This window comes from Dorea sp. AGR2135 (genome assembly GCF_000420885.1).
Classification (GTDB): Bacteria; Bacillota; Clostridia; order Lachnospirales; family Lachnospiraceae; genus Dorea; species Dorea formicigenerans.
The window spans coordinates 12,521-36,909 of the sequence record NZ_ATVU01000028.1; the positions used below are offsets into that span (position 1 = coordinate 12,521).

The window sequence follows — 24,389 nt, forward strand, 5'->3', positions numbered from 1 at the left end:
CCTCCTATAATGAAAACATATTGAAAAACGTCTCCATAGAGACATCGTCTTCCTGTTCTTCCGGTTTTACCAGTTCTTCAAATTCTTTTAGCTGGTCTGCAAAATTGGACTGCTTGATCTTGTCTTTCATCTCATTGATTTTTTTTGTTGACTGCATCGCTTCATCTACTGCTATAGATGTGCGTCCGGCAATCTCATCAATGACTCCAAGCTCAAGAGCATCATCTGGGCCAAGAAGTGTCTCCTTGTCCATGACTTCTTTTATCTTTTCTTCTGTGACTTTGCCTTCGCATCTCTGCACGAACAAGGCTCTGGAAGCTTTCATCCAAGCGTCAAGCTTGTCTGCCTCGTTTCTGAGATCATCCGCGCTTCCGACTGCTACCGTCCACATGTTGTGGAGGATCATTCCAGTTCCCTCGCCCATGACCCTGTGATCACATGCCTGTAAGATTGTGGCTGCAATGCTGTTTGCCACTCCGTCTACATAACCAGTCTTATAAGCTTTGCACCGCTTTAACTGCGTAAAAATAGCGGTTCCTTCTTTTACTGAACCGCCATCTGAATTGATATATAATTCAATTGTATCTCCATCTCCGACCTGTTCTAAGATTTCCTGGAAATGTTTTGCCGATGTCTCTGCGTCATCGTACTTGTACGTTTCCCAATTGAAATCTCCTTTCGCCTTTACTTCATCGTACAGATATATCTTATGTACTGTTCCGACTTTTTGGTATGCATAGCAAATTCCTCCGATTTTACCCATCATTCTCACCTCCTTCCACATTTTTCGTTGCATCTTCCACATTTTGGAAGTTCTTTGTAATTCTGTACTGCTTGCTCCATTCTGTATCTAATGGCATCAGTTCCAACTCCTCTCTTACTTCATCTGTGTTCAATACCGCTGATCCAACAATCTTTTCTACATTTGCCGCAGAATCAAACAGGTCTCTGTGTTTGATTCTTCCGCTGTAGCATTTGTAATAATTACCTTTTGTGTATTCATAGGCTGTCGCTCTTTTGTTTAGGACCTCCGATATTGTGTTTGCCAACGGGTCAACTGCAAATGTCAGAAAAATATCTAATACATCTTTTACATTCGTGACGCTTCCGAGCATCATGGAAGCTGGGATTTTGAATGCCTGTCCCACGACCTCAAAAATGTCTTTTCTGATGCTAATAAAATCTTCTGATGATTTTTGCGGTTTGTTCGACGACTCTTCTGTTAATTCCTCTCCTTCATACTCCACATAGGTCGCATATTCATTTTCCATGTAAGCTTTAATGTTTTTTGAGATAATCTCCGAAAAATCTTTTGCAAATTCTTCGTCTCCTGCCTTCAGCGAATTTACTTTAAACTTGAACTTTCGTCCGTTCGTATCTCGGAATGTTCTTGCCGCTGTCTCCAGCAGCTTCCCGTATTCCTGGTACATTCCGTCTATCAGTCCTTTTACGCATTCATCTTCCATCTTGAACAGATATACTTCCTGTGCTGTGAATATTTTATTCAACTGCAATCCTCCGGCCAGCACCACTCCACCGTATATATTTCCCAGTATTGGCCGTTCCTCTAGCACTGAAAAATCCTCTGCACAGTGTAACTCGCCGTTGATTTCTACTACCAGCGCGCCTTTCTCTTCGCGGATCATCTTCCGGATTACCTTGTGCCAGAAGTAATTGCTATTTTCATTTTTGTTCGGCGACACATTTAGCAGATAATAGTCTTCATTTTTCACCGGCTTTCCCTTCGAAAAAACGCGCATCTCACACATGCTGATTGCATTCGCAAGATATGACTGTGCGGTGTATATTGCCAGTTCCTCGTAATAGATTGTTGCCGGGATATCTATCACTACTGTCTGTTCTGAACTTATTTTTATTTTTCCAATCCACTTCGACAAGTAATTTCCTAATCCCACATTTTGCCTCCTAACATACTGTGTTTATCCTCCTTCGTCCAGTTACTGGGCGCTGCTTTATAATATCCTCCCATGTCATTGCTGCTACCCATGCCATTGCTCCATCTGTTTTTCTGGATCTTGGCTCTATTTTTTGATAGTCAACATTCCCTTTTTTGTCTGTGACTGCCTTGACGTTCCACACGTACCAGCGCATAATCGGGCATGTTCCCCATGCGATCAATTCTTTCGATAGCACGTATCCGATTACCGGCGCAACTTTCATGATGTCGCTCGGTCTGATCAGCTTCAGGTTTTTCTTCTCATAAGAAAATCCTATCTTTTTCAACTCATCTCGGAATAACGTTTGTCTGAAATTGTCCATTACCACTCCTTCTATGATGTATAATTTCGCCATTTCTTTTAGCCACTCTACGATTAACTTTGGTGATATTTCTACATCATTTACCATGGTTAATACTCCCGCTTCTTCCGCTTCTTTTAGTGGATAACGGATTCTTGGCAAATCTCTTGATTTTGTGCATACCCATGTATGATGCAGCCAGTATCTTTGGTCACCTACCTTGAACAGAAGTCCTGCTACTACAAAGTCATCTGTTTTCGAAAAGTCAATTCCGGCTACGCAAGAATATCCTTTTAAGTTCGGAAGCTCCCGCGTTGCTTTCACCAGATTATTCCAATCCGTCACGCAATACTGCGTTTCTCCAGGCGGCCTGTTCATTCGTTTTGTCATAAAGGCTGTGTGAGTAACTGGATCTCTTTTGTAATCCACATACTCCAATTTCATTTCATAAAGCAGGTTTGGAAAGAATCGTAGTGATGGATTTGCTTTGTTCCACATTTTTTCTGTGTGTACTTCTTCCGGATCATCTAGCCAGCAAATGAAAGGTAGTGTTCCGTTATCCGGCAATTCTCCCTTTAAAATCTCCAGGCATGTATCTATCAACTGATCCAGCGGACCGTCTCTTACGTCTCCCTGTGTTGTGATGATTGTTCTTCGCGGAAACTGCTTTTTTCCAAGTCCTCCGGTAGCTACCTCTATCAATTTGTAATTTTCGTAAGCGTGATACTCATCAAAATCAACCTTCCCTGGGCGTCCTCCATCTTTTGTCCCCGGAGCTCGTGTATGATATTTTAGTTTTGACCCTGTATTTATGTTTGTGATACACTCCAAATTCCATTTAAAATAGTTTTTGAAATAATCTTTTTTATCTTCCAGAATATTGTAAATATCTTCAAATGTCGCTTTTGCCTGATCTTCTGATGTCGCGAACATGTCTATGTGATAATATTTCACGCCATTGATCGGTGTCATCAATGCAAAATCTTCAAATGCAAGATATCCATTTTTCCCAGCCCCTCTTCCCACCAAAATTACAAGTACAGGAAAGCGTAATTGTCCGTCTCTCCTGTATACGCAATTGTGAAGTGCAAAGCAAAATTGTTCCCACGGCAATAACTTATATGGGAAATGCTTTTTTAATCCCAGATATCTTTCTAATTGCTTTTCGTCTACATATACGTCTTCCTCCGCAAATACTTTTTCCACAAAGTCGCAAAGAAGCAGTTGCTCTTTGCACACAACTGCTTCATCACTTCGCACGAATGCGATGTATTCATCTATCTGCTTACAGATCTTCATCTATCATTTCATTTCCAGTCGGTTCATCAGTCGTCAACCCCATTTCTTTCAGGAGCTGAAGCATCTGCTTTTCCACCGCTACCAAATCCTTTACAGATTGGTTCTGTTTAATGATCGGATATCCATTCGCGGAGGTTGTCTCATAGGCTACTCCCCTCTCTTTTACATCTTTTTGGAGGTCTTTTTTTATATCATATAGCGACATATAGTCATAAATAAGATCCATAAAATGAGCTACATTCGCGCCTTTTGCTTCTAGCTGCTTTATTAGCGAAGCCTTAATTTGCGCCTTTGTCGGCTTTTTTGTCTTTTCCATCTTGACACCAACTTTTTTATTTTTTATCATGCGCGACTCAGCGCGGTTTAGTCTTGCCCCCTACCCGTTGTAAGCTCCCCCACGAAAATTAGGGTATATGGGGGTAGGGGGGGGCTGTTTTAGTGAAAAAAATCTCGCTGTACATGCCAATCACATCATCAAATACCAGGAATCGGTTGCAACATGACGTTCGCACCTCTGCCACTCGGTGTGGTGAGCTTCCAAACACTCTGTCATACTTGTATTCAATTGCTCTCCTGTATCCGTGTCCAGTGAACACGACATAGTCTCCAACTTTTACCAACGTTCTTCGTTCACCTGTTTCTTTTTCTTATACTTCATTCGTTCATGTGCTCTATCGTGGCAGTCGTGGCAGAGCGGCACAAGGTTCCTGTATCTCTGCCCTCTGTAGTCATAGTACTCACACAGCGCAAGCTCTGGGTGCTTCTTAACATACTGTATGTGATGTACCTCTTCTGCTTTGGATATGATTCCCTTTTCTCTGCACCATAGGCATTCATTGTGGAATTCCTTCAGGACTTTCTCTTTCAGCTCCTTCCACTCTCTGCTCTTATAAAATCTATACAGCTTATCTTCCGCTATCAATTGTCTTATCTTTTCTTTCGTCCACTCTGCCATATTCTTTTGCGACGTCGCACAATTGCAGGAGCGGGAATCGAACCCGCTTCCTCCGGCTACTAACACCGGTGTGCTTGCCTTTCGCACCCTCCTGCTACATTATTCTACAATCACACTTTCTCTTTTCCGCAAAGAGAATTACCTTGTTCCTGTTCATATATGTGCAAGCATAATGATATTCCTTTCCATCATTGGTAATAATCCTTTTGCAATATTCGCATTCCTTGCACTTCGGTATCTTTCTATCAGCTTTTCTTTTGTTCCTGGTGTACCCAGGACACCCTTCCTCTGCCGGACAGTGCTGCCCTTTCTTGAGCTGGTAATAATATTTACAGCATGTATTTTTACATGTAACTAGCATATTCCCTCCACATAGAAAAGCACCCGGATAATTCCGAGTGCTTTTCTATTATTCATGATTTACTTCGTTGATAAACTCTTTCATCATAATCGTTAATTGGTTTGACTGGCTTACCCCAGCTTTCTCACAGGCCTCTGCAAATGCTTCCACCGTCTCCCGCTTTAACTTATACGACTTTGACATAAGTCCAACTTTCTTTGCATACTTCTCTGTTGCAATCGTCTGTTTTGTTGGCTTTCCCTTCGGCATGTTTCTTATCCTCTCTTCTTTGTGAAATAAATAATCAGTTTTACAATTCCAATTACGATAAAAAACAGTCCTAAAAATTCCAATGCTTTCATTTACTTTTGTGAGCAACCGTGCTATATTGTGTTCAAGAGAAGGGCTTTCGCCCCTCTCCCCCATTAAAGTTTTTTTCTTAGTTAAGTATTTTGCTAAGAATTAGTAGGATAATTCCTACTACCAAGTCCGTAAGTGCACCGACCAGCCAAGTCTTAAATGTGCTTTCGGACTTTTCTTTTTTTATCTTTCGTTTTCGATCGCTCAACTCTTTCACCTCCTTACAAGTATATATTATCATATGGTGTACCATATGTCAATACTTTTTCTGAGGTTTTAGTTAAAATGGCAGCAATCAATTGACTGCTGCCACTGTTCATTCTCTTCTGTTGTTCTCTTCCATTCTTTTTTATCAGAGCGTGATTAGGCCACGCTCTGATGTGTGAAATTCTAAGGAGTCCTTTGTGATTCGTCTGATCTCATCTTTTGGACGCTATCATATTAACACGAAATACTGTCCCGTGATTGGTGATGTTTTATATTTTTTGATCTAACAGCCAATAGAATTTTCTTCTGGTTCTGTAATACTTCTGATCTCCGCATGGCATACCTTTGGTATCTCTCAGATACCGATATGTAGCATAATCGCTGGTGACTCCTTCCAGTATCCACTGATATAACTCAGCATCTGTCTCAACGGCAGTCTGCTCAATGGTCTTACATTTCTGTTCGAGTTCCATGCGTTTGATTGCTAGCTGTTCTGTGGCGCTTCCTTGTGGTGGGCTTCCTTGTCCTTCCTTGCCATACTCAATTGCCTTGACGGTATCTGTGAGCGCGGCAAGCTCTCTTCTCCATTCCTGATACTGCATACAGTGATGCTTGAGTTCCAGGAATCTGTGCTTGGAGATATTATATTTCTTTTCATTAATTGGTCTTGTGTCCGGCATATATCCTCCTACGCTGTTCTTCTCCGTACATCTCTCATTGCCTCCGGGCTGATCTGTGCATAATAGCGGCTTGTTACAGTCGGATTGGCGTGTCCCATCACTTCCTGAATGATTCCAATGTCTGTTCCTTTGTCCTTGAGATTGACTCCCAGAGTCTTTCTGAGCTTGTGTGGATAGACTTTGCAGTCCATATTCTTGCCTACTTCCTTCATGGCGTTTCTGATGCCACTCTTCTTTAGACGGTTATATGGCGCCTTGTCCCACACGAACAGTGCTTCATTGTCATCGGTGCGACTGTCCAAGTATTTCTTCAGGTGGTACCTGGCTACTTCATCCAGATACAGCAGACGATACTTGTAAGACTTCTCGCTCATAATCATGATGTCTCCAGTCGCCCAGTCTACGTGATCGATGTTAATCTGTGGAATTTCTCCAACGCGTGCTCCGGTACTTCTGAGCACTTCGATGATGGCTCTGTCTCTCAGAGAGACGCAACCCTCCCGGAGCTGTTCGATCTGTGCTGGCCGGAAGTAATCAATTGGCTTTATTACTTCCTTCATCGGCTCCGTAGCCTCCACCGGATTATAGCTCATGAACTTTTCTTTGCGCATCCATGTGAAAAAGGCTGATAAGTATCGGCGTTCGTTGTTGCAGGTGGACGCCTGATTCTTCTTGCCTCCTGCTGCCACGTTCCGCTTCTCATACCAGTCGAGATAACTGTCAATGTCAATTTCGTCCATTTTGTTAAGTGGCTTTTCAATGACACTGGTAAGACGCATAATGGCATCACGGTACTGAGCCTTTGTCTCTGGACGTAAGTTCTTTTTCTTGATCATCATGAGGCTGATGTAATAACGGTTCTGTTCTTCGGTCGATGTCCGTATTTCTGCCGGAAGATTGGTAATCTCTTCCATGTTCACAGCTACTAATTGTTTTTCAATGACTTTTTGCATGATATCTAAGGTCGTGTTGTCTACATATCCGGACATCTCGAAGATGATATTATTAATAATTTCGGTTTTGATACTGGCATTATACATAATAGTCCTCCTTGTTTCCTAAGAGGCATTATGGTATAATGCTCTTAGGTGAATGAACAGTAGATATAGTGTCTTGCCGGACGGTCTACTGTTTATTTTTTTTATTGTCAATGTTCACTCACCCTTGACTGCTGCCACAGTTGTTATACTCTTTTTTGGAATTTTTCAAGCATTCTTGCTTTCCAGCCTTCCGGCTGTTCTTCTGGCTGTTCCTGTTTTTCTCTATTGTATAAAAATGATTTTATTTCCCGTTTACACTCTCCACAGTAGCATCTGGCTTTTACCGCGCCTGCTTCAAATGCTGTTGCCAACGCATCTACTGTGCCAAGTATACTTACGCTCTCAGCTGTGATTGCCACTCTGTATATGGTTCCGTCTACGATTGCTTTTCCGCAACGGTCACAATAATGTGCTATCATTTTGTACCTCCTAATAATTCCGGATTGTCATAGATATTACCGATAACCTTCATTTCGCATCTTTTGACATATTGATGATTTAATGGCATTGGATAGCAAAATGGCTCACACCTACTGATTGCGTCTGTTGGAATCACTTCATAATGCCAGCCAATCGCGGTATCGACTGCTTGCTCTGTTATGATGTCAATTACACGGAATTCTCCAAACACTGCCTTTACAAGATCGTCCGGGTTGCCGTGACACATCAGAATATCATTCTCCCATATTTTCTTTCCATTCTTGTCAGTCAATCCTGTGTACTGGCAAATGGTATCTTCGTCAATCAGAAATTCGCCCTCAAGGCTTTTATCATTGATATAATTCTTGTCACTAAGATAGCCGTGCATCCATCTTCCATTAAGATACTCGTTACTATCCATTGCATGGATATGTTTTGCTCTAAAAAGTATTTCTCTCTCCATCTTACGCTCTTTTAACCTCCTTTCTGTCCACTTTATTCTTCGTTATCTTTCATCCAATCATATAACTTTTCAATACATTCATCGCACAGGTCGTATTCTTCATCTATAAATCCTTTTTCGTTTATTGTTGCAATTGTACTTACGATTCCGTTCCTGGTTTCCTTTGTTTTACACTTTTCGTTCTTCTCGTATATTGCTCCACATCTATCGCATTTTTTTACTTTCATCTTTTTACTCCTCTCCTTATAGTTGTTAGCAAGTCTTCCACTCCCTGGACGTATCCTTCGTGGTATTTGTTGACTTCTTTTATTTGCTGATTACATCTTCTACCAGCTTCACTCTGTAACCTGTTTGCCTGTTCTTCTATTTCGTCATATTCTTTCTTGTCCATTGCAGCCTCCTAAATCTTATCTCCTATAAGCTTTTCTGTTATTTTCATGTATAGGTCTTTGTATATATCTCTTTCTGCTGTGGCTTTGATGATTTCATCCGTGTTTTCTGGTTGCGATAATTGCTTTTCTAATTCCTGTTGTTTATCAATTTCTTCCTTGATCCTATTTCGGAGTTCTTCGTTTATTCTCTTCGCCTCGCTCAGAGAATCTGTCAGCTCTTTCAGTTTTTTTGCCATAGTGTTGTCGCTTTCTGTGATTCCGAGTGAGATGGATAACCCCTTGTTAATCTTCTCTATTTCCTCGTCCGTGCAGGTGCGTATGAATCCGTCAATTCTGTCTTTGCTGACACTCACAACCTGCTCACAGAGCGCCGTAGATGGTAGATGGCATCTTACTTTTGCGTGTGTTGGCAGTGATTCATTTGGCTTTTCTACCAGATATGCCACTTCTACCATGTTCTGGCTTTCGTTAATGTCGTTGTTCGACACGATAACCGCCGGTCTACCTGTGTCCTGATTTATTTTTTTGATGTAGAATATGTCTCCTCTATATATTTCCATTGTTTTTTTTGCTCCCTTCTCTGTATTTTTGATAGCTTGAAATGCTGTTGGATCGTAATAACCGGCTCCATTTCTTTTTGCACTGTCCATATTCCCCTCTCCTATTTTCCTGATCTGAGCATGTAGAACAGTAATTCTGTTATTGATCGTTTTCTTGGTCCTGGTGTGCAAGGAATTATTTTATGCAATCTCCACTCTCCAGCCATTGTTGCTTTTGTAAGTGGTGTAGGATTTTCAAATTCGTCCCACTCTTTTCTGCTTTCTGGAATCGCTACCATGATTCCGTAGTACCTAGATGATTCCGGGTTACATTCCCTGATGTGTTCTAAAAGCTTTCCTGAATTTCTGTCTGCGATTAAATCCTTGTAACACTCCATTGTTGTTACGATGTAATTTTGCTCACCAAGGAAATTCAGTCCGTTTCCGCTGTAGATATCTTCCCGGCAACTCTTAATTTCGTAACAGATGAATTGTCCTTTTTCGATTGCTCCTACGGAGCATTGGTTTGGTGGCATGAACTGCATGAAATCTACTCTTTTTACGTTCGTGCTTCCATAATCGATACTGACTTCTGATGCCCAGTATTTGCCTATTCCTTGTAATTTCTTTGTTATCAGCAGATTACTTAAAAAACTAGTTACCATTTTCCTGTTCATTTTCTACTCCTTATATGGTTCTGGAAGTGGTCTCCATGCTTCTACGACTATTCCGAAGTCTTCACATGGCATATCTTCGCTAAGATAGAATGTTTCTCCAATATCGTCTTCTTCGTATTTTCCGACGCTTGGAGCGTCAAAGCCTTCGCATGATATCAATACATATTCTCCAGTTTTCGGCAATCTTTCACTGCACGGAATCCATCTTGTCTCTTCTTCTACGTCCTGCTCTTTTTCCTCGCATTCTATAACTGCAAAATGAAAGTCGCATTCGTTACATACTACGGTTCCATCTCCATAGTATGCGTTTATTCCCAGCGCCCCTCCGCATAATGGACAGTAGTTTGTTCTACTATTGTCTGCAATTCCACATATATATCCTTGCATTTTTTTCTCCTTTCTTAACTTGGTTTTTCCTTCATTGGCTTGCCTTTTTCGTAGACGGTGCAATTATCTGCCGTGCAGTAATGACTTCTGGAAAATTTGTGGAATGCTCCGTAATTACAGAAGCTGACGGGATATCTTGCACGCCATTTACAGGTCTTGCATTTTTTTCTGTCACCGTTCGAGCCTTTTGGTTCTTCTTTGGGTTTTGGCTTTGGTTTCCGTGGCTTTCTCTGTGTTGGGTCTCCGCCCTCTCTTCGAATTCCGACTAATCCGTCTGCCGTAATTCTGTATTGTACCTGCGTCTGGGTTAGGCCCATCTTTTCGGCTATCTTTCTATTGGTCAGTCCCTGTTCTACTAGGGACCTTAATAGCTCTTTGTCATATTCTTTCATGCAGCCATCTCCTTTCTCGCTTTCCGGAATAACTTGGCTTTCTCAGCATGGTACCGGATCAGTTCCTCAACTGCTGCCATCTGCGCCTCTTCTACCTGGTGTTGTTCATAGATTTTCAAATCTATGCCCCACTCTTCACCGCCTTCGTAGAGAATCCACCGGAAGTTTTTGTATACGATATAGGCAAGCTTTTTCCCTCCATCTACAAGGTCAATCTGTGTCATGCTTTCCCGGATCCACTTCATAGCATTTCCTCCATATCCTCTGCGCGTCCTTCCCATTTATCTGCTTGTCTCTTGCAGTAATCTATAATGGTCTCAACTGCTGCCATCTGTACCGGCTCAATGTCTAATTTCCCGAAGTCTTCCATTTCTCCAATACATGAAAGTCTTGGAAATAGGCTCATCCGATACCACAAGAACCAGCATAATTCCGCTTCGTCCCAGGTTAATTCTGCGATTTTCTCGTCTTCTTGATATAATTCCAGACATTCGTCCGATTTAATGGTCCACATTTCTTTCTGCGCCTCCTTGCTACTATCATCTTGTTCCGGTCATCGATGTAATAATCTGCATAGACCTTCCGACAGTTGTTCTTGTATTTGTTCTTATTTTCTGGAATATTGTCATTGACTGCGTCAAACTCCAATCCGTTCGCCCTGCAGTATATGACTGCTTCCTGCAATAGATCTCCCTCCCTGCATGTCCAGAGTATAATTTTATCTCCGGACTGCTGCCGTTTAATCAGGAACTGGAATAATTCTGTATTGGGTTCTCCCAGTTTCGGATATTCTGCTGTATTTAATGTGCCGTCGAAATCTACGGCATATATTTTGTTCATGTGTCTCCTTTCTCCTCCGGCTCCACCGGCCGGAGGGAATCTATGGTTAATAGTGACTGTGATACACTATTGGTGCTGTAGTTTTCTTACTCTTTTTACCGGTAATACGACAAATACTCCCGTGTCTTCCAGGTATACTGTGACTGTATCTGCCAGATGTTCTTTCTCGAACACGATTCCCAGCCTCTCTTTCTCTTCTCCCATCGGAATGCACTTCACATATTCACCCTTATAGAAATCTCGGGAGCTTTTGTCTTTCCTAAGGTTAGAGGTAATTTTTGTAGGCAATATTCATCCACTCCTCTCGTGTGTGATCCTGTTCGTATGCTTCCTGTAGATAGGCGCATAACCTTTCACGGGTTGCACGGCAATTATGTACAGCGTCTTTGCCTTCCTTGTGGTGTCTCCGGCACAAATATACTTTTAAACCATTCTCTTCGCTTCTGGTGCGTCCTCCGCCTCCAAATACTACATGGTGGCATTCTGTGTACTGATAATTCCAGTTGCCTTCTTCCTTGGCACACAGGTAGCAAATACCCGGATATGTTTCTACGATTGGCTCCGGGTGGTGCTTTCGTTTCTTTTTTTTCTGTGGTTTGGGATACATCAATTCGCACATTGCTCTACGCATTCAATCTCCTCTCCGTTCTTATCCACTTCCGCCTCGAGCAATTCTGTCCAGAATTCCTCTTTTCCCAGTGCTGCAAAACTTACACCTCGCATGGAACGCATTTTCTTATCCATAACTTTCGCCATATACTCTGCTGCTTCCTGCGCTGGGATTGATGCCATGTATAATCTTCTCGTGGCGTAAGCCCTTTTGATTTCTTCCTCTTCCGTAATCTCTGCCGGCACTTCCATGTTATCCGGACAATATTCCGGAAAATCCTTCGTGATTTCGGTCTGTCCCGGAATCTGTTCTTCCGGTTCTTTCTTGACTTCCTGTGCCGGCTCTTTCGGCGGTTCTTTTTTTACTTCCGATTTCTTCGGAGCTTCTGTCTTTACTGAAGCTGGCGCCTTTTTCTCCGGTTTCTTTTCCGGTATTTTTTCCGCTTCCGGGTATAACGATTCGTCATAGACTCTCTTATACAGGTCGCCTGCTGCCATCTTCAGGTCTTCCGGATACTCCTGGATGAACAATTTCTCAAATCCTTTGGCAAAATCCATATAATCATATTCATGATTTTCTCCATGATTCCGATACGGCATAACCTTGATAGTATGTTCAGTCATCATGACATTGGCATATTCTAAGCGAATCATTTTGAATTTTGTCGGGTTTAAGATAACCAGAAGCTCTCTGGCTATGTCTGATCCATCCGGATCCTTTCGCTCCCAGTCGAGAAGCTTCTGAAATGCTTCTTTTCCGTCTTTAAAATACTCTCTTGCTAATTCCATCATCCAGTCTGTTTCCTGCGGTTCTTCCTGTGCGATGTCGCACAGCTCCATCTGATCATCATAATGTACTTCGGTTTCCCGGATAATCCCTTTTGCCTCCCGGATGTCCTTGACCGTGGCTTCTGTTGATATAGCTTCCTGGATTTCTTCCGGAAGTCCCAACATCTCCGTGAGCTTACTGCTTCCATAGCCTCTCCATCTATCATCAATCTGCGGTGAGAATCCTCCGATACTGTATTTTGTGTTGATGTCCATGAAGCGGCTTGCCGTGGAACGCCCTATTCCAAATGTGTCCTTGGCATATTCCCAGATATTTCTGTATCCTGCCTGCTTATACAGCTCGTCCTGTTCTGTCTTTTTTAGATAGAATCCCACCGATATAAAGCTCTCTGCTATATCGTTTAATAGTGCTTTTATGATTATCGTCATCTCGTCCAATGACTCGGTTACTCTTATTTCATCCATATTATCCCGCCTTTCTCATTTGAATCCGCTTTTTGAATGTATTCATAAACTTTTTTACATCTTCTCCCGGATCTTTATTGTACTTCCCACGCACCTGGATCACTTCTCCCTCTCTGACCTCGACCGTGTAATAACTCTCTTCCGGTTCTTCCTTTTTTCTGATAAAAAGAATACAGGTCTCTCCGGATACCATTCTGTCTATATAAGTCGCTACACAATGGTGCTGGTTCTGCCCTTCCTGCCTGATTTCTCTTACTCTTTTTGGTAATCTGATGAAGAAATCTTCTGTCTCCATTTCATAATTTTCCCAGCCGTTTTTCTGAATGGTTTTCCGGAAATCGGCATCTTTTTCATCGTCTTTTTTCTTTGCCAACTCTTCTTCTCTTTCTCTTTTTTCTTCTACAAACTGATCGTGGCGTTCTTTCAAGTTTTTCGGATACAATATCCATGGATCTCTTAAGTTGTATCCGAGTCCTGCTGCCATCTGAAGATAGTCGTGATAGTCGGTATAGTCTACAGCTTCTTCCGCTGTATCCCACTTTTTACTTGATTCTACATTTTCCCTTATGTATCGGAGCATCTTGTGAGGTGTTGAGTACTTCATGTATATGGCAAAATTCCTATATATTTTTGACATTTCCTGTATCTGTTCCCACGTCGCCCAGACTCCCGCGTCCTGGCATTCCCAGACTTTTTCGTATTCTCGCCAGCTTATATCTTTGTTTTTTATCAAGTTGTAATATTCGCCTTTTAGATCAAGTACTTTTTTCACTTTTGTCTCTCCTAATTCCATCGGAGAGTGGTTTCCATTATTAATTGCGCTTTCGGCCAGGTTGTAGAACCCTGCTTTTGTAAGCTTTTCAACACCCGGATATTCCAATGCTCTTTCAATATAACTTGCTTGATAGAACCATCTTCTTGTCTTAGCAAATTCTGGAAGTCCGGAGTATTCCAGCCGGCTCCCTTTCAGGATCCTTTTTAGGTTTCTCGGATATAGTGCCGCTTTTTCCTCTTCTTTTAGACCGTAGTAATAGCAAGCATTTCTTTCGTATCCATCGCACCACCTGATCATGCTGGTCTGTTTATACCTTCCAAGATGATATGTGCCGCGCTTTCTCCAGTTTTCGTCGTAGATGATCCGAATGTATTCCCATGCGTTAAATCCTGTTCTTTTTCCCTGTTTGATTTCCTGGATTGTTTTGAAAAATCGAAATACAAAGCCTCTCTTGGTCTTTTGTATTAGTGCTGCGCCTGCTCTATCTACGATTCGCCCACTTTTTTTGTACGTCCTATATGTAACCTCTCTCTTGCATTTTGGACATCTTCCGGTTTTTCCATATCTTGGCTTTTCTAGCTTCTGATATGCTCCGCAACAGGTACATAGCCCGATGTTTTTTCCGGACTCGTAGAACATATATTGCGGTACAGCATCTTTTTTTATCCAGTCTTCGAAATCTTTTGGAATATCCGGAATGACAGACATTTCGTCGTCTATTCTGTCTATTTCTTTCCGGTTTTTCTCGTGCTGCTGCCACCTTTGTATCATTGCGTTCACTGTCTTTTCTCCGTTGTCCGTGAATTTTTCGATAATCTTCCTGTCTTTTTCCGGTATCCAGTACTTGCTTAATGCTCTGCATTCAACTTGGTTCCAACCTTCCATGAAATTCAGGTTTTCAATTGTGGCTGTCCGCCACTTCTCGCAGCCGCAATCATAGGTGTCGTGCTTTCCCTCATGCAGAAATATCCTGTATCTTGGCGTTTTTGCGCCGTATAGCAGATCTTTGTACCAGAATGCGTCTACTTCCAGTACGTTTCCCTGCTTTTTTGCCCTGTAGAGTTTTCCGTACCTTGGTCCTTCTTTCGATGCCTTATTGTAAAATTTGTACATTTCCCTCATTTTGGCGCATTCGATCATTTCTTTTGTCGGCTTCATCACCGGAAGCTTTAATAATTCGCTTTTTTTCATTTTTATGCCTCCAGGAAGTAATCTCTCGCCCACTCAAATACTGTCATGTCTGCCACATAATGTTTTCCGGTATCCTTCTGGATCTTTTTGCAATTGTCCTCAATCAGTTTCATGCAGTTTTTTACAGATTTTGTGCGGCGTCGCACACACGCCGCAAAGTGCTCGTCTGTGCACTGGCTTTTTAAGTAGTCCAAGATCGGCTCGACCGGAATCTGATTATTTTTATATCCTGCTGCCTCAATGTCCAACTTTCCCATGGCAGCATTCAGGTTGTCCGTCAGCTCTTTCGACCGCCCCTCTATCATGTCCTGTGCGAAAAACTCCGGAATACCGTTCTCTTTCGCAAGTTCCTTGATTCTTTCGGTATCCCCTTCCTGCAGCAACCCTAACGCACACGCATTAATCTCCTCTATAGAATCCATATTTCCGAAAATATCATACATTCTCTTTATCCTCCTTTGCCATTTTAATCCCATGACTCGCCGTTCCATGAATTAATCTTTCTGCCATTTCCGGCAGCATACCCGTTTCCAGCATTACTTCATACAGATTCTTCGTGATTGCTCTGTATTCATACAAGATGTCCTCTTCGCCTCCTTCGATTTTTGTGTTCGTGCACCTTCCGCTTACCTCGCTTCTAATCATCTTTCTCTCCTTTTTATTTCCGTGTCCAGCCATTCGCTATAGCTGTGTCTTCCTTCTTCTGCTACAACTAACTGCCCTCTTGTACGCACATAGACCTCTTCCCATAACTCTGCGTGCTTGATCGGCTCGCCCTTGGCGTTCAGATAGTTATTGCCCGCCCATTTCTCTAACTGGGTGCCGAGCATGTTCAGGACGAAACGGTCTTCTGTGTGGATATGGACTTCACAGCTCTGATTGAGCCTGTCCAGTGCGTCAGACAGTGACCTTAATGTTGCCTCGTGATATGTACCGAATATATGCCCGAATCCGTGTACAGTTTTCTCTTCTCCGTTCTTTATGCAAGCGACCACGTAACCGTGCCACCTTTCGTCTTTACTAAGGCTGGCGGTACTTTGGGCGAGATAAATATCTACTTTGTACATGCCTGTTCCTCCAGTTCTCTCACCTTGTCTCTTGTAAGCTCTGTTGCGACTAAAATAGCGTAATTTGCAAACTCTTCACACGGTTCAAACTTTAAAATGTCCGGTTTTCCTTCCAGCTCAATCTTCTTGTTGTATACATTGCAATATTCTTCTACACGATAGCGGTCCACCATGTATTTTTTTCTTTCCATATCTGCTTCGATGCGGTCTCTCATGACCATGACCGCTTTTGCGATTGCCATATCTGCCAATGCTCTGGTGTCCAGCACCGGCTCCATGTCATGTTCCTTGTTCCAGGCGTTATATACGCGCCCAAACTCTTTCAAGAGCGTCTCATTCACTTCAACTTTCACTTTAAATCCTCCTGTTCAATCGTATTTGCGTGACTCTTCGGTATTTGTAGCCTGTTTTCGGGTTTATGCCCTCCCAGATGCGTGCTATGTAATAGCCTTTCTTTGGTTTGAATTCTTTCTTCCACCTTACAAGCTTGTCCACGTGAGGCTCTGGGAGTGGCATATTCTTGGAAGTGTTGTAACTGGCTTCCCTGAGTCTTGGTTTTCCCGGTGTGCCGTCAGCTTTTGTCTCTACGGAATGTTCGTCTTTTGTGATATAACTGGCAAGACTGGTGAAATCTTCATCATAGAATTTCGATTTCTTGATTTCTGTCAGCCAAGTACCTCCCTTGGTCCATGCCTTTTCTACGATGCTGGCTGAATCCCCTATCTCATTCACGATCAAGTGGATGTGCCAGGCTCCCTTTGTTCCTCGCTCTATGTTGCGGATCCAGAATAAGGGCTTCCCTCTTTTCTTATATTCCCTTCGTACTTTCCGAAGTGCTTTTTGGAAATCCTCCAAGGCTGACTCCATATCCGGCGGTCTTGCCTCTACCCGGTATGTCCAGGTGAGAAGTAGGTCTCCCGGTGAGAAATAACACAATAACCTCTGACGGCATCTCTTCTCTTTATTCCATTTATTTACCCGGATCATATCTTCCGGTGTTGCTTTTCTTCTTTTTAACCGCTTCCCTCCAGGATCTCCATACTTCCCGTCATGGTATTCTTCTATGTCCAGGATATCTCCCTTTCTGAAACGGTATTCCTTTCTCTTTATAGCCATGGTTAAGTCCTATCTTTAATATCTTAATCAAGATCTGAAAACGGGGCGAAATCCCCGTATTTCCTTGACTTTTCCGTCTCATTCAGCTATACTATAATTGTTTTTAGTAAGCAGAAACTTCTGACGGAATCAGAAGGGTGAAAAAGGAATTTGTTGACGCAAGTTCCTTTTTCTTTTTTTTATTTTGCATGCCTGACCGCCTTGTTGACTATGTAAGCTGCTGTCACGATGATTAATCCAGCCACGATTCTTGTTCCTCCCGGAAGCAATGCCGGACTACTGTTGGTCATGCGGCTTACACCTATCCAGGTGGCTGCCATTCCGATGACTCCGACCGTCTCTGTGACTGCTCTTACTGTCTTACAGATCAACGCCTTTCGCTTGTGCGCTTTAATACCCATTTTTCTTGCACCACCTTCTATACTCAATATCCAGCCTTGCTTCCTGGATCACCGATTCCAATGCCCGAAGCTTGGCTATTTCTGTTCGCCTTCCTACTTGGCAGACTTCCATGCTTTCACAGCATTTTCTCCGCTCCGCCGCGTGTCGGAACAGGATCTCTTCTATTTTTCTCACATCACACCTGCTCTCTGCTGTACCGCTCTCTGCTGCATCTGTATGTCTTTCTGTCTCCATGCTTCAAATGATTCCGTGTCATAGTAATATGGGCTATTCTTAACTTTTGGGTTATCCTGCCAGGCAAATGTCTGCCCTGGGGCTGCGAATGCCCTTCTCAGATATGTCTCTGAGAAGCCCATTTTTATCAAATCTGTTCTGGACATGATCTTCTTTGGGTACTTCATGTTTATCATCTTCTTTCTTTTTCAATTTTTACTTTTTTCATATCTTCCATGAAAAGCTCTGTGAATCTCTTTTCGCACTTCTTACCTATCTCCGATTCTCTATATGTAATTACTTTCCATGCTCTCACGCATCTTTCGTAGAGCTCATTGTAATTCTGGCTATCCTGTTTGATACGTTCATATTCCGCATCAATACTTTTGAATATTTCCTCCAACAATCTATTTATATTCACGCTCTTTCTCACCTCTCTTGCTTCAACAATCTTTTTATCCATCTTCCTTACCTCTCCATCTGTGTTGTATTTGTATTAAAGTTTTTCGAGTAACTCTTTAATTTCATTTCTGAATCCCTTAATACTTTCTACCAGCTCTTCATCATCATTCAGTTTTTCTTCTATGTATTTTTTTATGGTTAGCTGTTCTTTTTCGAGAGCAACTACTTTCCCTCTTAATTCATTCCATTCTTTTTCTGGAATCTCCATCTTCCTCACCTCTCTTTCTCCACCAGAGTTGCATTTTATTGACTTTTCCCCTCTGTTCTCCTATTCTTTTATTACAGGCACTGCCATGCCGAGTATTTATGAAAGGAGCCTTTTATGGAACATCAAATTGATTGGAGTGCTACCGCTGCATGGATTGCTTTGGCTATTTCTATCATTAGTCCTGCAATTACAACAATCCTGGCCAATCGCCATCAGCTTAAGCTCCGTAAACTTGATATTCAGGAAAAACATACTGACGCATATACTTCCGCCCGTTCTATAGCAATTGAGAATTTCATCTCAAATGTCGGAAAATGCCTTGCTTATCCTGAACTTAGCTCTGTCGAAAAATGTGGCGAACATTTTTTTCAGGTGTATGCTTATGTCCCTCAATCCTTATGGACTTCGCTAGATAATCTATATGAAACGATGAACAACAAGCGATGGGCAGAAGCTCGACCACTTTTTAATGAAATATCCAAATCTTTAGCCTGCTTGCTAAAAGAAGAATCGCCACAATTTCCATAATAATTTCCCATATGATGAGAAACTTCCAGCCTGGAGGTTTCTCTTTTATTGCAAGTAATATACATGCAACATCTAATGCTGTTGCTGCAATGAAACAGATAATATTTATGTCTATCTTCCTCGCCTCCTTATGCGCTCTTGTCTTCTTTCTCACGTTCGTTTTCACGAACAATGCTCATTCCTTCAGCTACTCCAAGAAGTCTCTCTTTCTTTGTGTCTGGTAGCTTCGGAACTATCTCTGATAACTTCTGTAGTATTTCTCTTTCTTTTTCTGACATGCTTTTTCACCTCACTCATATCGCTTATATTGACTTTTAACTATAATTCTCCTATCATTTTTATACAGGCTCCAGCCAGAGCTAAATTCAAAGAAAGGAGAATTGTTATGCAAGTTTACAAAATTTCTGACCTACTTAGCAGCTTAAATTCTGCAAGTGAAGAAGGGTTTGAGTATGTTTCTCTCAACATAATCGAAGCCGATGATGATGATCCTGAGCTTGACTATGATAGTTTGTTTTTAGATTATGTTGACGATAAATCGTCAAGTGAAGAAGACATTGTTGACTCTGTTCCTTTGCCTGACGATTATTATCGTTTGGTCTAATTTATTACAATTTCATACTCAAATTTTCCAAAAAGGCGATTCCATTTCCGGATCGTCTTTTTTATTTCTTTTTCGGCCAAATCTTTTTCTCCAGTCGTTACACTTATTACTATTAAATTTTTTCTCTTATGGCTTTTTATTTTTTTCATCCGCTCACCTCCTACTTGTGTGATTTGCTTGTTGTTTTGTGTTTATGAGACAATTATATGTCCTTATCGCACATTTGTCAATATCTTTTTTGTTGATATTCGCACATTTTTCTATTGAATTAATTAGTGTAGTGTGATATGATGAAGTCAGATGAAAGGAGGATATAGATGAACGAACGTATTAGAGCCTTAAGAAAAGCTCTTGGTTTAACTCAAGAAAAATTTGCCGAAAAACTCCATATAAAGCGAAATACTCTTGCTAATTATGAGATAGGTCGCAATGAACCTATAGATGCAGTTGTTACGCTGATCTGTAATACTTTTAACGCAAGTGAAGATTGGCTAAGACATGGAACCGGCGAGATGTTCTCTCCGATGGATCGTCAAGACGAGATTGCTCGTCTCGCTACAGATCTGTTTAAAGGAGAGAACGGATCATTCAAGGAAAGATTAATCCTGGCGCTTGCCAGATTAGATGAGAAAGATTGGGAAGTACTGGAAAAGATTGCTAATGAACTGGCAAAGGAAAAGGACTAGGCTTTTGCCTAGCCCAGTCCCTCAGTCTTACATTAATCTCACGACAATCTTATAGATGAAAGATAATGTTTCTTGATCAGTAATTTTGTCAATGAGTTCATGAATCTTTTTTTGAAATTCATGTTCCATATATGTACCCTCCTTTCGACTATAACAATTTCCGTCCTTTCTGCGCGATGCGCGTGAATTTGAATTTATTATTATTGGTAACATTTTAATTAATTGTCGCCGAAATTCAGGTTAATAGTATTATACTATATTTTTCCTCGTTTGTAACGCAATTAAGAACGTTTGTTTGTTTTTTATATTTTTTTAATATTTGTGTCTCTATAATATAAGACACGCGAATTTATAAAAACTTTCTTGAAAAGAGGGAATCGTCCCAGATGTTGGACACTTATTGAATATCGGATTCGAAAAGGTCCGTAACTTTCAGATGGAGACCTTTTGCAAGCTGCTCCACAGTATCTAAGGTTGGAGATACTTGTCCATTAACGATTCTGTTTATTGTTGATTTGGACACTCCAGTCATGATAGATACCTGGCGCACAGAAAGATTTTTGTCATACATAATTTGTCCCAGTAATACTTTCATAATTGTATTATATATGATAGTCCTTAATAAGTATCATGGGAATTATTGGTATATTCGCCCATGGCGTTTATATATATAAACTTACTTAAACTTCTAGGAAAGAGAGGTACTTTATGAAAAGAAAAATTGTAACACTGATGCTGGTTGCTATGATTGCGATCAATGTAACTGCTTGCGGCGGTTCAAGCTCAGAAAGCTCAAAGAAAACTGAGGCTGCATCAAAAGAAAAGGAGTATGTAGACGATATTACTGCAGTTGCTTCTAATCCAGATTCTTATAATGGTAAATACATTAAGTTTACCGGAATCGTTTCCACCGTCGACTCCAATGATGATATTTACGGCTGTCAGGTATATGTGGATATGGATTACAATAACAGCGTGCTAGTTGAGATTCCAAAATCTATTATGCCTGAGACGCCTAAAACAGATGATCTTATTAATTTTGATGCAAAAATTGAAAAAGCAAAAGACGGCCAGACTGTCATGGGTGTTGATTCCACATGGGCTTACCTTGTAGCCGATTCAGCAGAAAAGACAACTTATCTTGAATCGTTCGGAAAAGCTGATGCAACATGGGAATTTACAGACAAGGTCGCTGAACAAAACGGAATTTCTATCTCTGTTACAAAAGTTGAATTCGCAAAAGATGAGACAAGATTTTATGTCACTGCTACAAACAACTCAGCTGATAAGATGAATATTTGGTCTTCCTCTTCAAAAGTTTTGCAGAACGGTCAGCAGTATGAGCAGATTTATACTTATAATTCCTTTGAAGAATATCCGGAGCTTTCTTCTGAGTTACTTCCTGGAGCATCTTCATCCGGAATACTTTGCTTTGACAAGTTAGATCCTGCTGCTCTTCAGCTTTATGTTGAGGGTTCCAGTGATAATTATGAACTTGAATTCTCACCATTTATTTTTGACTTAGCTCAATAATCAAAAACCGCCCTTGCTGGTTACAAGGACGGTTGATAAATACTATACAGTGTCGACTGTACAATACTCTGTGGCAAGAATATTGTACCACAAATCCTCGGCACCGTATAGGTGTTATTTTTATACCCATTTTTAGGAGGATTGGTTATGGCAAGTAAAAAATACAGCTGTGGAGCTGACGGGTATTATCAGACTAAGGTCTGGGATGGGACGTATAATGCTGATGGGAGTAAACATAGGATCACGCTTCGGAGCTCTAAAAGCAGTCGTGACCTGGAACGTCAGGTTGCTGCTATGAAAGCTCAGATTGAATCCAGGAACTATGTGAGGAATACGGACATATTGTTCATAGACTATTCCCGAAGCTGGCTGAATGTGTATAAATCCAGATGCTCCAATAATACCAAGCGCATGTATGAGAATATTATTGAAAAGCACTTCACGGCTCTTAATGCGCTAAAGCTAAAAGATGTGGAGCGTATTCACATTGAAGCTTTATTAGCAAATGCAGAGGATAAGAGGCGCACTCAACAGCAGATTTTGTTGACATTTTCCGCTGTCCTAAAATCCGCAGTGTCTGACAAGCTCCTGGCTGCTAACGTGGCTGATGATATTCTTAGGAATACCGACAAAATAAAATATAAGCCGAGTGAAAAGCGTCCTCTGACACCAGCCGAAAAGAAGGCCGTCTTTGATGCGACTTATAAATATGATTCTGATCAGGCTTATGTGTATCTGATATATGGATGTGGATTAAGACGTGAGGAATGCGTGGCACTTACGATATTTGATTTTAATTTTAAAAAGCGTGAAGTTTCCGTCAGCAAAGCCTATGAGTATATTACAAATACTCCCGGTGTGAAAGATCCGAAAAGCTCTAACGGAATCCGTACCATTCCAATACCTTCCAAGATTCTCCCTGTGGTCCAGGGCTATGTAGAGAGTGTGAAACGTTCCGGCCGGACTCAGTTGTTCGTGACAATGCAATACAAGAAGCCTCTTACCAAGAGCGCTTATGACAAGATGTGGAAAAGAATTGTGGCTGCAATGCAGGAGGTCTGTGACGAAGAAATTGTTAAGCTTACCGGTCATGTATTCCGGCACAATTATTGTTCTTCCCTGTGCTATCAGATTCCGAGAATATCTATCAAAAGGATCGCTCAACTCATGGGTGACACGGAAGAAATGGTCATGAAAGTTTATTCACATATTTTGGCCGAACGTGAAGATGTAGAGGGCGCTGTGAATGATGCGATTAATTTTTAAGAGTGTGGGATTTTTATCTCATGCTCTTTTTTTTCTGAGACACTTTTGAGACATCTTGAATTCAATGAGACACTTTTGAGACATTTACTTCGTTTTATTTTGACCTACTTTTACCTATCCATAAAACATGAAAATCCCCACAAACCCTTGAAAACATTGGGTTTGTGGGGATTCTATTCAGTGAGCGTGCGGGGATTCGAACCCCGGACAACTTGATTAAAAGTCAAGTGCTCTACCACCTGAGCTACACGCCCGTCTCTTCCAATATGCTAATCATAAAGGAAAATGCCCAGAACCGGAATCGAACCAGTGACACGAGGATTTTCAGTCCTCTGCTCTACCAACTGAGCTATCTGGGCATTCATCACATCAGCTATTGCCAATGTAAGTTGCGGGGGCAGGATTTGAACCTACGACCTTCGGGTTATGAGCCCGACGAGCTTCCAGACTGCTCCACCCCGCGATATTAAAATTTCTCTTTAAAAGAGTTAAGCCGATGATCGGACTCGAACCGATAACCTGCTGATTACAAATCAGCTGCTCTGCCAATTGAGCCACATCGGCGCAAGCCTTTAGGCTAATGGGTGGAGGTGGATTCGAACCACCGAAGCATTAAGCAGCAGATTTACAGTCTGTCCCCTTTGGCCACTCGGGAATCCACCCATATTCAATATAACTAACAACTTTTAAGCTGTAATGGGACCAATAGGGCTCGAACCTATGACCCTCTGCTTGTAAGGCAGATGCTCTCCCAGCTGAGCTATGATCCCATAACGACCCAGAAGAGACTCGAACTCTCGACCTCCGCCGTGACAGGGCGGCGCTCTAACCAACTGAGCCACTGGGCCTTATGAAGGATGTACCTTCAAAATCGCATATAAGAAATCTTTTAACATCTTTACCTATCCACCTGTGCTTCGCACTTTTGTGCTCTTGCTTTTGGTTATGCCCTCGACCTATTAGTAACAGTCAGCTCCATGTGTTACCACACTTCCACCTCTGTCCTATCTACCTCGTCGTCTTCAAGAGGTCTTACAACTTTCGTTGGGATATCTCATCTTGAGGGGGGCTTCACGCTTAGATGCCTTCAGCGTTTATCCCGTCCCGGCTTGGCTACTCTGCTATGCTCCTGGCGGAACAACAGATCAACCAGCGGCCAGTCCATCCCGGTCCTCTCGTACTAAGGACAGCTCCTCTCAAATATCCTACGCCCACGCCGGATAGG

Annotated in this window: 42 protein-coding genes, 8 tRNA genes and 1 rRNA gene; 5 read left to right on the top strand and 46 right to left on the bottom strand. The window is 41.8% G+C overall.

Annotated features, from left to right (window positions below; genetic code table 11):
- Window positions 1-4: 4 nt before the first annotated feature.
- The 35 genes from G593_RS0114715 to G593_RS20300 form a co-directional block, all read right to left on the bottom strand.
- Window positions 5-763 (bottom strand): head maturation protease, ClpP-related, encoded by a 759-nt coding sequence (locus G593_RS0114715; protein WP_049946497.1) that lies wholly within the window; start codon window positions 761-763, stop codon window positions 5-7.
- Window positions 756-1,916, bottom strand: coding sequence for a phage portal protein (locus G593_RS0114720; RefSeq protein ID WP_029732195.1), 1,161 nt, complete (start codon window positions 1,914-1,916; stop codon window positions 756-758). Before G593_RS0114720 ends, G593_RS0114715 begins: the two co-directional genes overlap by 8 nt.
- Window positions 1,917-1,926: 10 nt before the next feature.
- Window positions 1,927-3,558: a terminase TerL endonuclease subunit gene (locus G593_RS0114725; protein WP_029732196.1), complete on the bottom strand. Its 1,632-nt coding sequence runs from the start codon at window positions 3,556-3,558 to the stop codon at window positions 1,927-1,929.
- Complete coding sequence (locus G593_RS0114730; protein ID WP_242827109.1) at window positions 3,545-3,904, bottom strand: P27 family phage terminase small subunit; 360 nt, start codon at window positions 3,902-3,904, stop codon at window positions 3,545-3,547. Before G593_RS0114730 ends, G593_RS0114725 begins: the two co-directional genes overlap by 14 nt.
- Window positions 3,905-4,171: 267 nt before the next feature.
- Complete coding sequence (locus G593_RS0114735) at window positions 4,172-4,513, bottom strand: HNH endonuclease (protein ID WP_029732198.1); 342 nt, start codon at window positions 4,511-4,513, stop codon at window positions 4,172-4,174.
- A 23-nt stretch (window positions 4,514-4,536) separates the two neighbouring features.
- Window positions 4,537-4,608, bottom strand: a tRNA-Leu gene (locus G593_RS20280).
- Window positions 4,609-4,922: 314 nt separating this feature from the next.
- On the bottom strand, window positions 4,923-5,123 hold the full coding sequence (locus tag G593_RS0114745; RefSeq protein ID WP_029732200.1) for a hypothetical protein: 201 nt from the start codon (window positions 5,121-5,123) through the stop codon (window positions 4,923-4,925).
- A gap of 169 nt (window positions 5,124-5,292) precedes the next feature.
- Window positions 5,293-5,421, bottom strand: coding sequence for a hypothetical protein (locus G593_RS21145; RefSeq protein WP_255348538.1), 129 nt, complete (start codon window positions 5,419-5,421; stop codon window positions 5,293-5,295).
- Between the two features lie 268 nt (window positions 5,422-5,689).
- The gene (locus G593_RS0114755; RefSeq protein WP_029732201.1) at window positions 5,690-6,100 is read right to left on the bottom strand and encodes a hypothetical protein; all 411 of its coding nucleotides are present in this window, start codon (window positions 6,098-6,100) and stop codon (window positions 5,690-5,692) included.
- A gap of 8 nt (window positions 6,101-6,108) precedes the next feature.
- Entirely contained in the window at window positions 6,109-7,140 is a 1,032-nt protein-coding gene (locus G593_RS0114760) for a tyrosine-type recombinase/integrase (protein WP_029732202.1), read from the bottom strand.
- 143 nt (window positions 7,141-7,283) lie between these two features.
- Complete coding sequence (locus tag G593_RS0114765) at window positions 7,284-7,559, bottom strand: hypothetical protein (RefSeq protein ID WP_029732203.1); 276 nt, start codon at window positions 7,557-7,559, stop codon at window positions 7,284-7,286.
- A complete protein-coding gene (locus G593_RS19105) occupies window positions 7,556-8,023 on the bottom strand; it encodes a YopX family protein (RefSeq protein ID WP_049946499.1) in 468 nt (155 codons plus the stop codon). The genes G593_RS0114765 and G593_RS19105 overlap by 4 nt, the downstream gene beginning before the upstream one ends.
- 32 nt (window positions 8,024-8,055) lie before the next feature.
- Complete coding sequence (locus tag G593_RS0114780; protein WP_029732204.1) at window positions 8,056-8,250, bottom strand: hypothetical protein; 195 nt, start codon at window positions 8,248-8,250, stop codon at window positions 8,056-8,058.
- Window positions 8,247-8,414 carry a hypothetical protein gene (locus G593_RS20285; protein ID WP_155961833.1) on the bottom strand — a complete coding sequence of 56 codons (168 nt, stop codon included), beginning with the start codon at window positions 8,412-8,414 and terminating at the stop codon, window positions 8,247-8,249. The genes G593_RS0114780 and G593_RS20285 overlap by 4 nt, the downstream gene beginning before the upstream one ends.
- A 9-nt stretch (window positions 8,415-8,423) precedes the next feature.
- Window positions 8,424-9,065: a type II toxin-antitoxin system PemK/MazF family toxin gene (locus tag G593_RS19110; protein ID WP_049946500.1), complete on the bottom strand. Its 642-nt coding sequence runs from the start codon at window positions 9,063-9,065 to the stop codon at window positions 8,424-8,426.
- An 11-nt stretch (window positions 9,066-9,076) separates the two neighbouring features.
- Window positions 9,077-9,631 carry a hypothetical protein gene (locus tag G593_RS0114795; protein WP_005332014.1) on the bottom strand — a complete coding sequence of 185 codons (555 nt, stop codon included), beginning with the start codon at window positions 9,629-9,631 and terminating at the stop codon, window positions 9,077-9,079.
- 3 nt (window positions 9,632-9,634) lie between these two features.
- Complete coding sequence (locus G593_RS18715) at window positions 9,635-10,018, bottom strand: DUF551 domain-containing protein (protein ID WP_049946501.1); 384 nt, start codon at window positions 10,016-10,018, stop codon at window positions 9,635-9,637.
- A gap of 14 nt (window positions 10,019-10,032) precedes the next feature.
- Window positions 10,033-10,410 carry an AsnC family protein gene (locus G593_RS0114805; RefSeq protein WP_029732207.1) on the bottom strand — a complete coding sequence of 126 codons (378 nt, stop codon included), beginning with the start codon at window positions 10,408-10,410 and terminating at the stop codon, window positions 10,033-10,035.
- A complete protein-coding gene (locus tag G593_RS0114810) occupies window positions 10,407-10,655 on the bottom strand; it encodes a hypothetical protein (protein WP_029732208.1) in 249 nt (82 codons plus the stop codon). Before G593_RS0114810 ends, G593_RS0114805 begins: the two co-directional genes overlap by 4 nt.
- Window positions 10,652-10,924 carry a hypothetical protein gene (locus G593_RS20290; RefSeq protein ID WP_155961835.1) on the bottom strand — a complete coding sequence of 91 codons (273 nt, stop codon included), beginning with the start codon at window positions 10,922-10,924 and terminating at the stop codon, window positions 10,652-10,654. Before G593_RS20290 ends, G593_RS0114810 begins: the two co-directional genes overlap by 4 nt.
- Window positions 10,858-11,250, bottom strand: a complete 393-nt coding sequence (locus G593_RS0114820) for a hypothetical protein (protein ID WP_242827110.1) — start codon at window positions 11,248-11,250, stop codon at window positions 10,858-10,860. The genes G593_RS20290 and G593_RS0114820 overlap by 67 nt, the downstream gene beginning before the upstream one ends.
- 66 nt (window positions 11,251-11,316) lie before the next feature.
- Window positions 11,317-11,454 carry a hypothetical protein gene (locus tag G593_RS20295; RefSeq protein WP_005332004.1) on the bottom strand — a complete coding sequence of 46 codons (138 nt, stop codon included), beginning with the start codon at window positions 11,452-11,454 and terminating at the stop codon, window positions 11,317-11,319.
- A gap of 61 nt (window positions 11,455-11,515) precedes the next feature.
- Entirely contained in the window at window positions 11,516-11,881 is a 366-nt protein-coding gene (locus G593_RS0114830; RefSeq protein ID WP_029732211.1) for a hypothetical protein, read from the bottom strand.
- A complete protein-coding gene (locus G593_RS0114835; protein WP_029732212.1) occupies window positions 11,857-13,113 on the bottom strand; it encodes a hypothetical protein in 1,257 nt (418 codons plus the stop codon). The genes G593_RS0114830 and G593_RS0114835 overlap by 25 nt, the downstream gene beginning before the upstream one ends.
- Window position 13,114: 1 nt before the next feature.
- Window positions 13,115-15,079 (bottom strand): PcfJ domain-containing protein, encoded by a 1,965-nt coding sequence (locus tag G593_RS0114840; RefSeq protein WP_029732213.1) that lies wholly within the window; start codon window positions 15,077-15,079, stop codon window positions 13,115-13,117.
- 2 nt (window positions 15,080-15,081) lie between these two features.
- Window positions 15,082-15,522, bottom strand: coding sequence for a Cas9 inhibitor AcrIIA9 family protein (locus tag G593_RS0114845; RefSeq protein ID WP_049946502.1), 441 nt, complete (start codon window positions 15,520-15,522; stop codon window positions 15,082-15,084).
- Window positions 15,515-15,724 carry a hypothetical protein gene (locus tag G593_RS0114850; RefSeq protein ID WP_029732215.1) on the bottom strand — a complete coding sequence of 70 codons (210 nt, stop codon included), beginning with the start codon at window positions 15,722-15,724 and terminating at the stop codon, window positions 15,515-15,517. The genes G593_RS0114845 and G593_RS0114850 overlap by 8 nt, the downstream gene beginning before the upstream one ends.
- Window positions 15,721-16,074, bottom strand: a complete 354-nt coding sequence (locus G593_RS0114855) for a hypothetical protein (protein WP_155961837.1) — start codon at window positions 16,072-16,074, stop codon at window positions 15,721-15,723. The genes G593_RS0114850 and G593_RS0114855 overlap by 4 nt, the downstream gene beginning before the upstream one ends.
- Before the next feature lie 59 nt (window positions 16,075-16,133).
- A complete protein-coding gene (locus G593_RS0114860; protein ID WP_029732217.1) occupies window positions 16,134-16,499 on the bottom strand; it encodes a hypothetical protein in 366 nt (121 codons plus the stop codon).
- Between the two features lies 1 nt (window position 16,500).
- Window positions 16,501-17,262 carry a rolling circle replication-associated protein gene (locus G593_RS0114865; protein ID WP_029732218.1) on the bottom strand — a complete coding sequence of 254 codons (762 nt, stop codon included), beginning with the start codon at window positions 17,260-17,262 and terminating at the stop codon, window positions 16,501-16,503.
- Window positions 17,263-17,441: 179 nt separating this feature from the next.
- The gene (locus G593_RS0114875; RefSeq protein ID WP_029732219.1) at window positions 17,442-17,663 is read right to left on the bottom strand and encodes a hypothetical protein; all 222 of its coding nucleotides are present in this window, start codon (window positions 17,661-17,663) and stop codon (window positions 17,442-17,444) included.
- The gene (locus tag G593_RS0114880; protein WP_029732220.1) at window positions 17,653-17,838 is read right to left on the bottom strand and encodes a hypothetical protein; all 186 of its coding nucleotides are present in this window, start codon (window positions 17,836-17,838) and stop codon (window positions 17,653-17,655) included. The genes G593_RS0114875 and G593_RS0114880 overlap by 11 nt, the downstream gene beginning before the upstream one ends.
- Window positions 17,835-18,065: a hypothetical protein gene (locus G593_RS0114885; protein ID WP_029732221.1), complete on the bottom strand. Its 231-nt coding sequence runs from the start codon at window positions 18,063-18,065 to the stop codon at window positions 17,835-17,837. The genes G593_RS0114880 and G593_RS0114885 overlap by 4 nt, the downstream gene beginning before the upstream one ends.
- Before the next feature lie 5 nt (window positions 18,066-18,070).
- Window positions 18,071-18,340, bottom strand: a complete 270-nt coding sequence (locus tag G593_RS0114890) for a hypothetical protein (RefSeq protein WP_029732222.1) — start codon at window positions 18,338-18,340, stop codon at window positions 18,071-18,073.
- A 33-nt stretch (window positions 18,341-18,373) separates the two neighbouring features.
- Entirely contained in the window at window positions 18,374-18,547 is a 174-nt protein-coding gene (locus G593_RS20300; protein WP_155961839.1) for a hypothetical protein, read from the bottom strand.
- A 114-nt stretch (window positions 18,548-18,661) separates the two neighbouring features.
- On the opposite strand from G593_RS20300, the gene G593_RS0114900 reads away from it, so the two are divergent.
- Window positions 18,662-19,075, top strand: a complete 414-nt coding sequence (locus tag G593_RS0114900; RefSeq protein ID WP_029732223.1) for a hypothetical protein — start codon at window positions 18,662-18,664, stop codon at window positions 19,073-19,075.
- A gap of 128 nt (window positions 19,076-19,203) precedes the next feature.
- Here the strand turns inward: G593_RS0114900 and G593_RS20305 are convergent, their stop codons facing one another.
- On the bottom strand, window positions 19,204-19,353 hold the full coding sequence (locus G593_RS20305) for a hypothetical protein (protein ID WP_155961841.1): 150 nt from the start codon (window positions 19,351-19,353) through the stop codon (window positions 19,204-19,206).
- A 107-nt stretch (window positions 19,354-19,460) separates the two neighbouring features.
- On the opposite strand from G593_RS20305, the gene G593_RS0114910 reads away from it, so the two are divergent.
- A complete protein-coding gene (locus tag G593_RS0114910) occupies window positions 19,461-19,679 on the top strand; it encodes a hypothetical protein (protein ID WP_029732224.1) in 219 nt (72 codons plus the stop codon).
- Here the strand turns inward: G593_RS0114910 and G593_RS20310 are convergent.
- The gene (locus tag G593_RS20310) at window positions 19,676-19,828 is read right to left on the bottom strand and encodes a hypothetical protein (protein ID WP_155961843.1); all 153 of its coding nucleotides are present in this window, start codon (window positions 19,826-19,828) and stop codon (window positions 19,676-19,678) included. The two genes, G593_RS0114910 and G593_RS20310, sit on opposite strands and share 4 nt — an antisense overlap.
- 168 nt (window positions 19,829-19,996) lie before the next feature.
- Between G593_RS20310 and G593_RS0114920 the strand changes: the two genes are divergently transcribed.
- On the top strand, window positions 19,997-20,365 hold the full coding sequence (locus G593_RS0114920) for a helix-turn-helix domain-containing protein (protein ID WP_029732225.1): 369 nt from the start codon (window positions 19,997-19,999) through the stop codon (window positions 20,363-20,365).
- Window positions 20,366-20,762: 397 nt separating this feature from the next.
- Here G593_RS0114920 and G593_RS21575 read toward each other — a convergent pair whose 3' ends face one another.
- Window positions 20,763-20,960, bottom strand: a complete 198-nt coding sequence (locus G593_RS21575; protein WP_005331979.1) for a helix-turn-helix domain-containing protein — start codon at window positions 20,958-20,960, stop codon at window positions 20,763-20,765.
- 113 nt (window positions 20,961-21,073) lie between these two features.
- Between G593_RS21575 and G593_RS0114935 the strand changes: the two genes are divergently transcribed.
- A complete protein-coding gene (locus G593_RS0114935) occupies window positions 21,074-21,898 on the top strand; it encodes a hypothetical protein (protein ID WP_029732226.1) in 825 nt (274 codons plus the stop codon).
- Between the two features lie 147 nt (window positions 21,899-22,045).
- A complete protein-coding gene (locus G593_RS0114940; RefSeq protein WP_029732227.1) occupies window positions 22,046-23,164 on the top strand; it encodes a tyrosine-type recombinase/integrase in 1,119 nt (372 codons plus the stop codon).
- A 181-nt stretch (window positions 23,165-23,345) separates the two neighbouring features.
- Here G593_RS0114940 and G593_RS0114945 read toward each other — a convergent pair.
- The 8 genes from G593_RS0114945 to G593_RS0114980 all read right to left on the bottom strand — a co-directional run.
- Window positions 23,346-23,418 (bottom strand) — tRNA-Lys (locus G593_RS0114945).
- Between the two features lie 32 nt (window positions 23,419-23,450).
- A tRNA-Phe gene (locus G593_RS0114950) sits at window positions 23,451-23,523 on the bottom strand.
- A gap of 30 nt (window positions 23,524-23,553) precedes the next feature.
- Window positions 23,554-23,627, bottom strand: a tRNA-Met gene (locus G593_RS0114955).
- A 28-nt stretch (window positions 23,628-23,655) separates the two neighbouring features.
- Window positions 23,656-23,728 (bottom strand) — tRNA-Thr (locus tag G593_RS0114960).
- A 17-nt stretch (window positions 23,729-23,745) separates the two neighbouring features.
- Window positions 23,746-23,827: transfer RNA gene (locus G593_RS0114965), tRNA-Tyr, on the bottom strand.
- 34 nt (window positions 23,828-23,861) lie between these two features.
- Window positions 23,862-23,934: transfer RNA gene (locus tag G593_RS0114970), tRNA-Val, on the bottom strand.
- 4 nt (window positions 23,935-23,938) lie between these two features.
- Window positions 23,939-24,012 (bottom strand) — tRNA-Asp (locus G593_RS0114975).
- A 91-nt stretch (window positions 24,013-24,103) separates the two neighbouring features.
- Window positions 24,104-24,389, bottom strand: a 23S ribosomal RNA gene (locus G593_RS0114980); the annotation flags it as partial.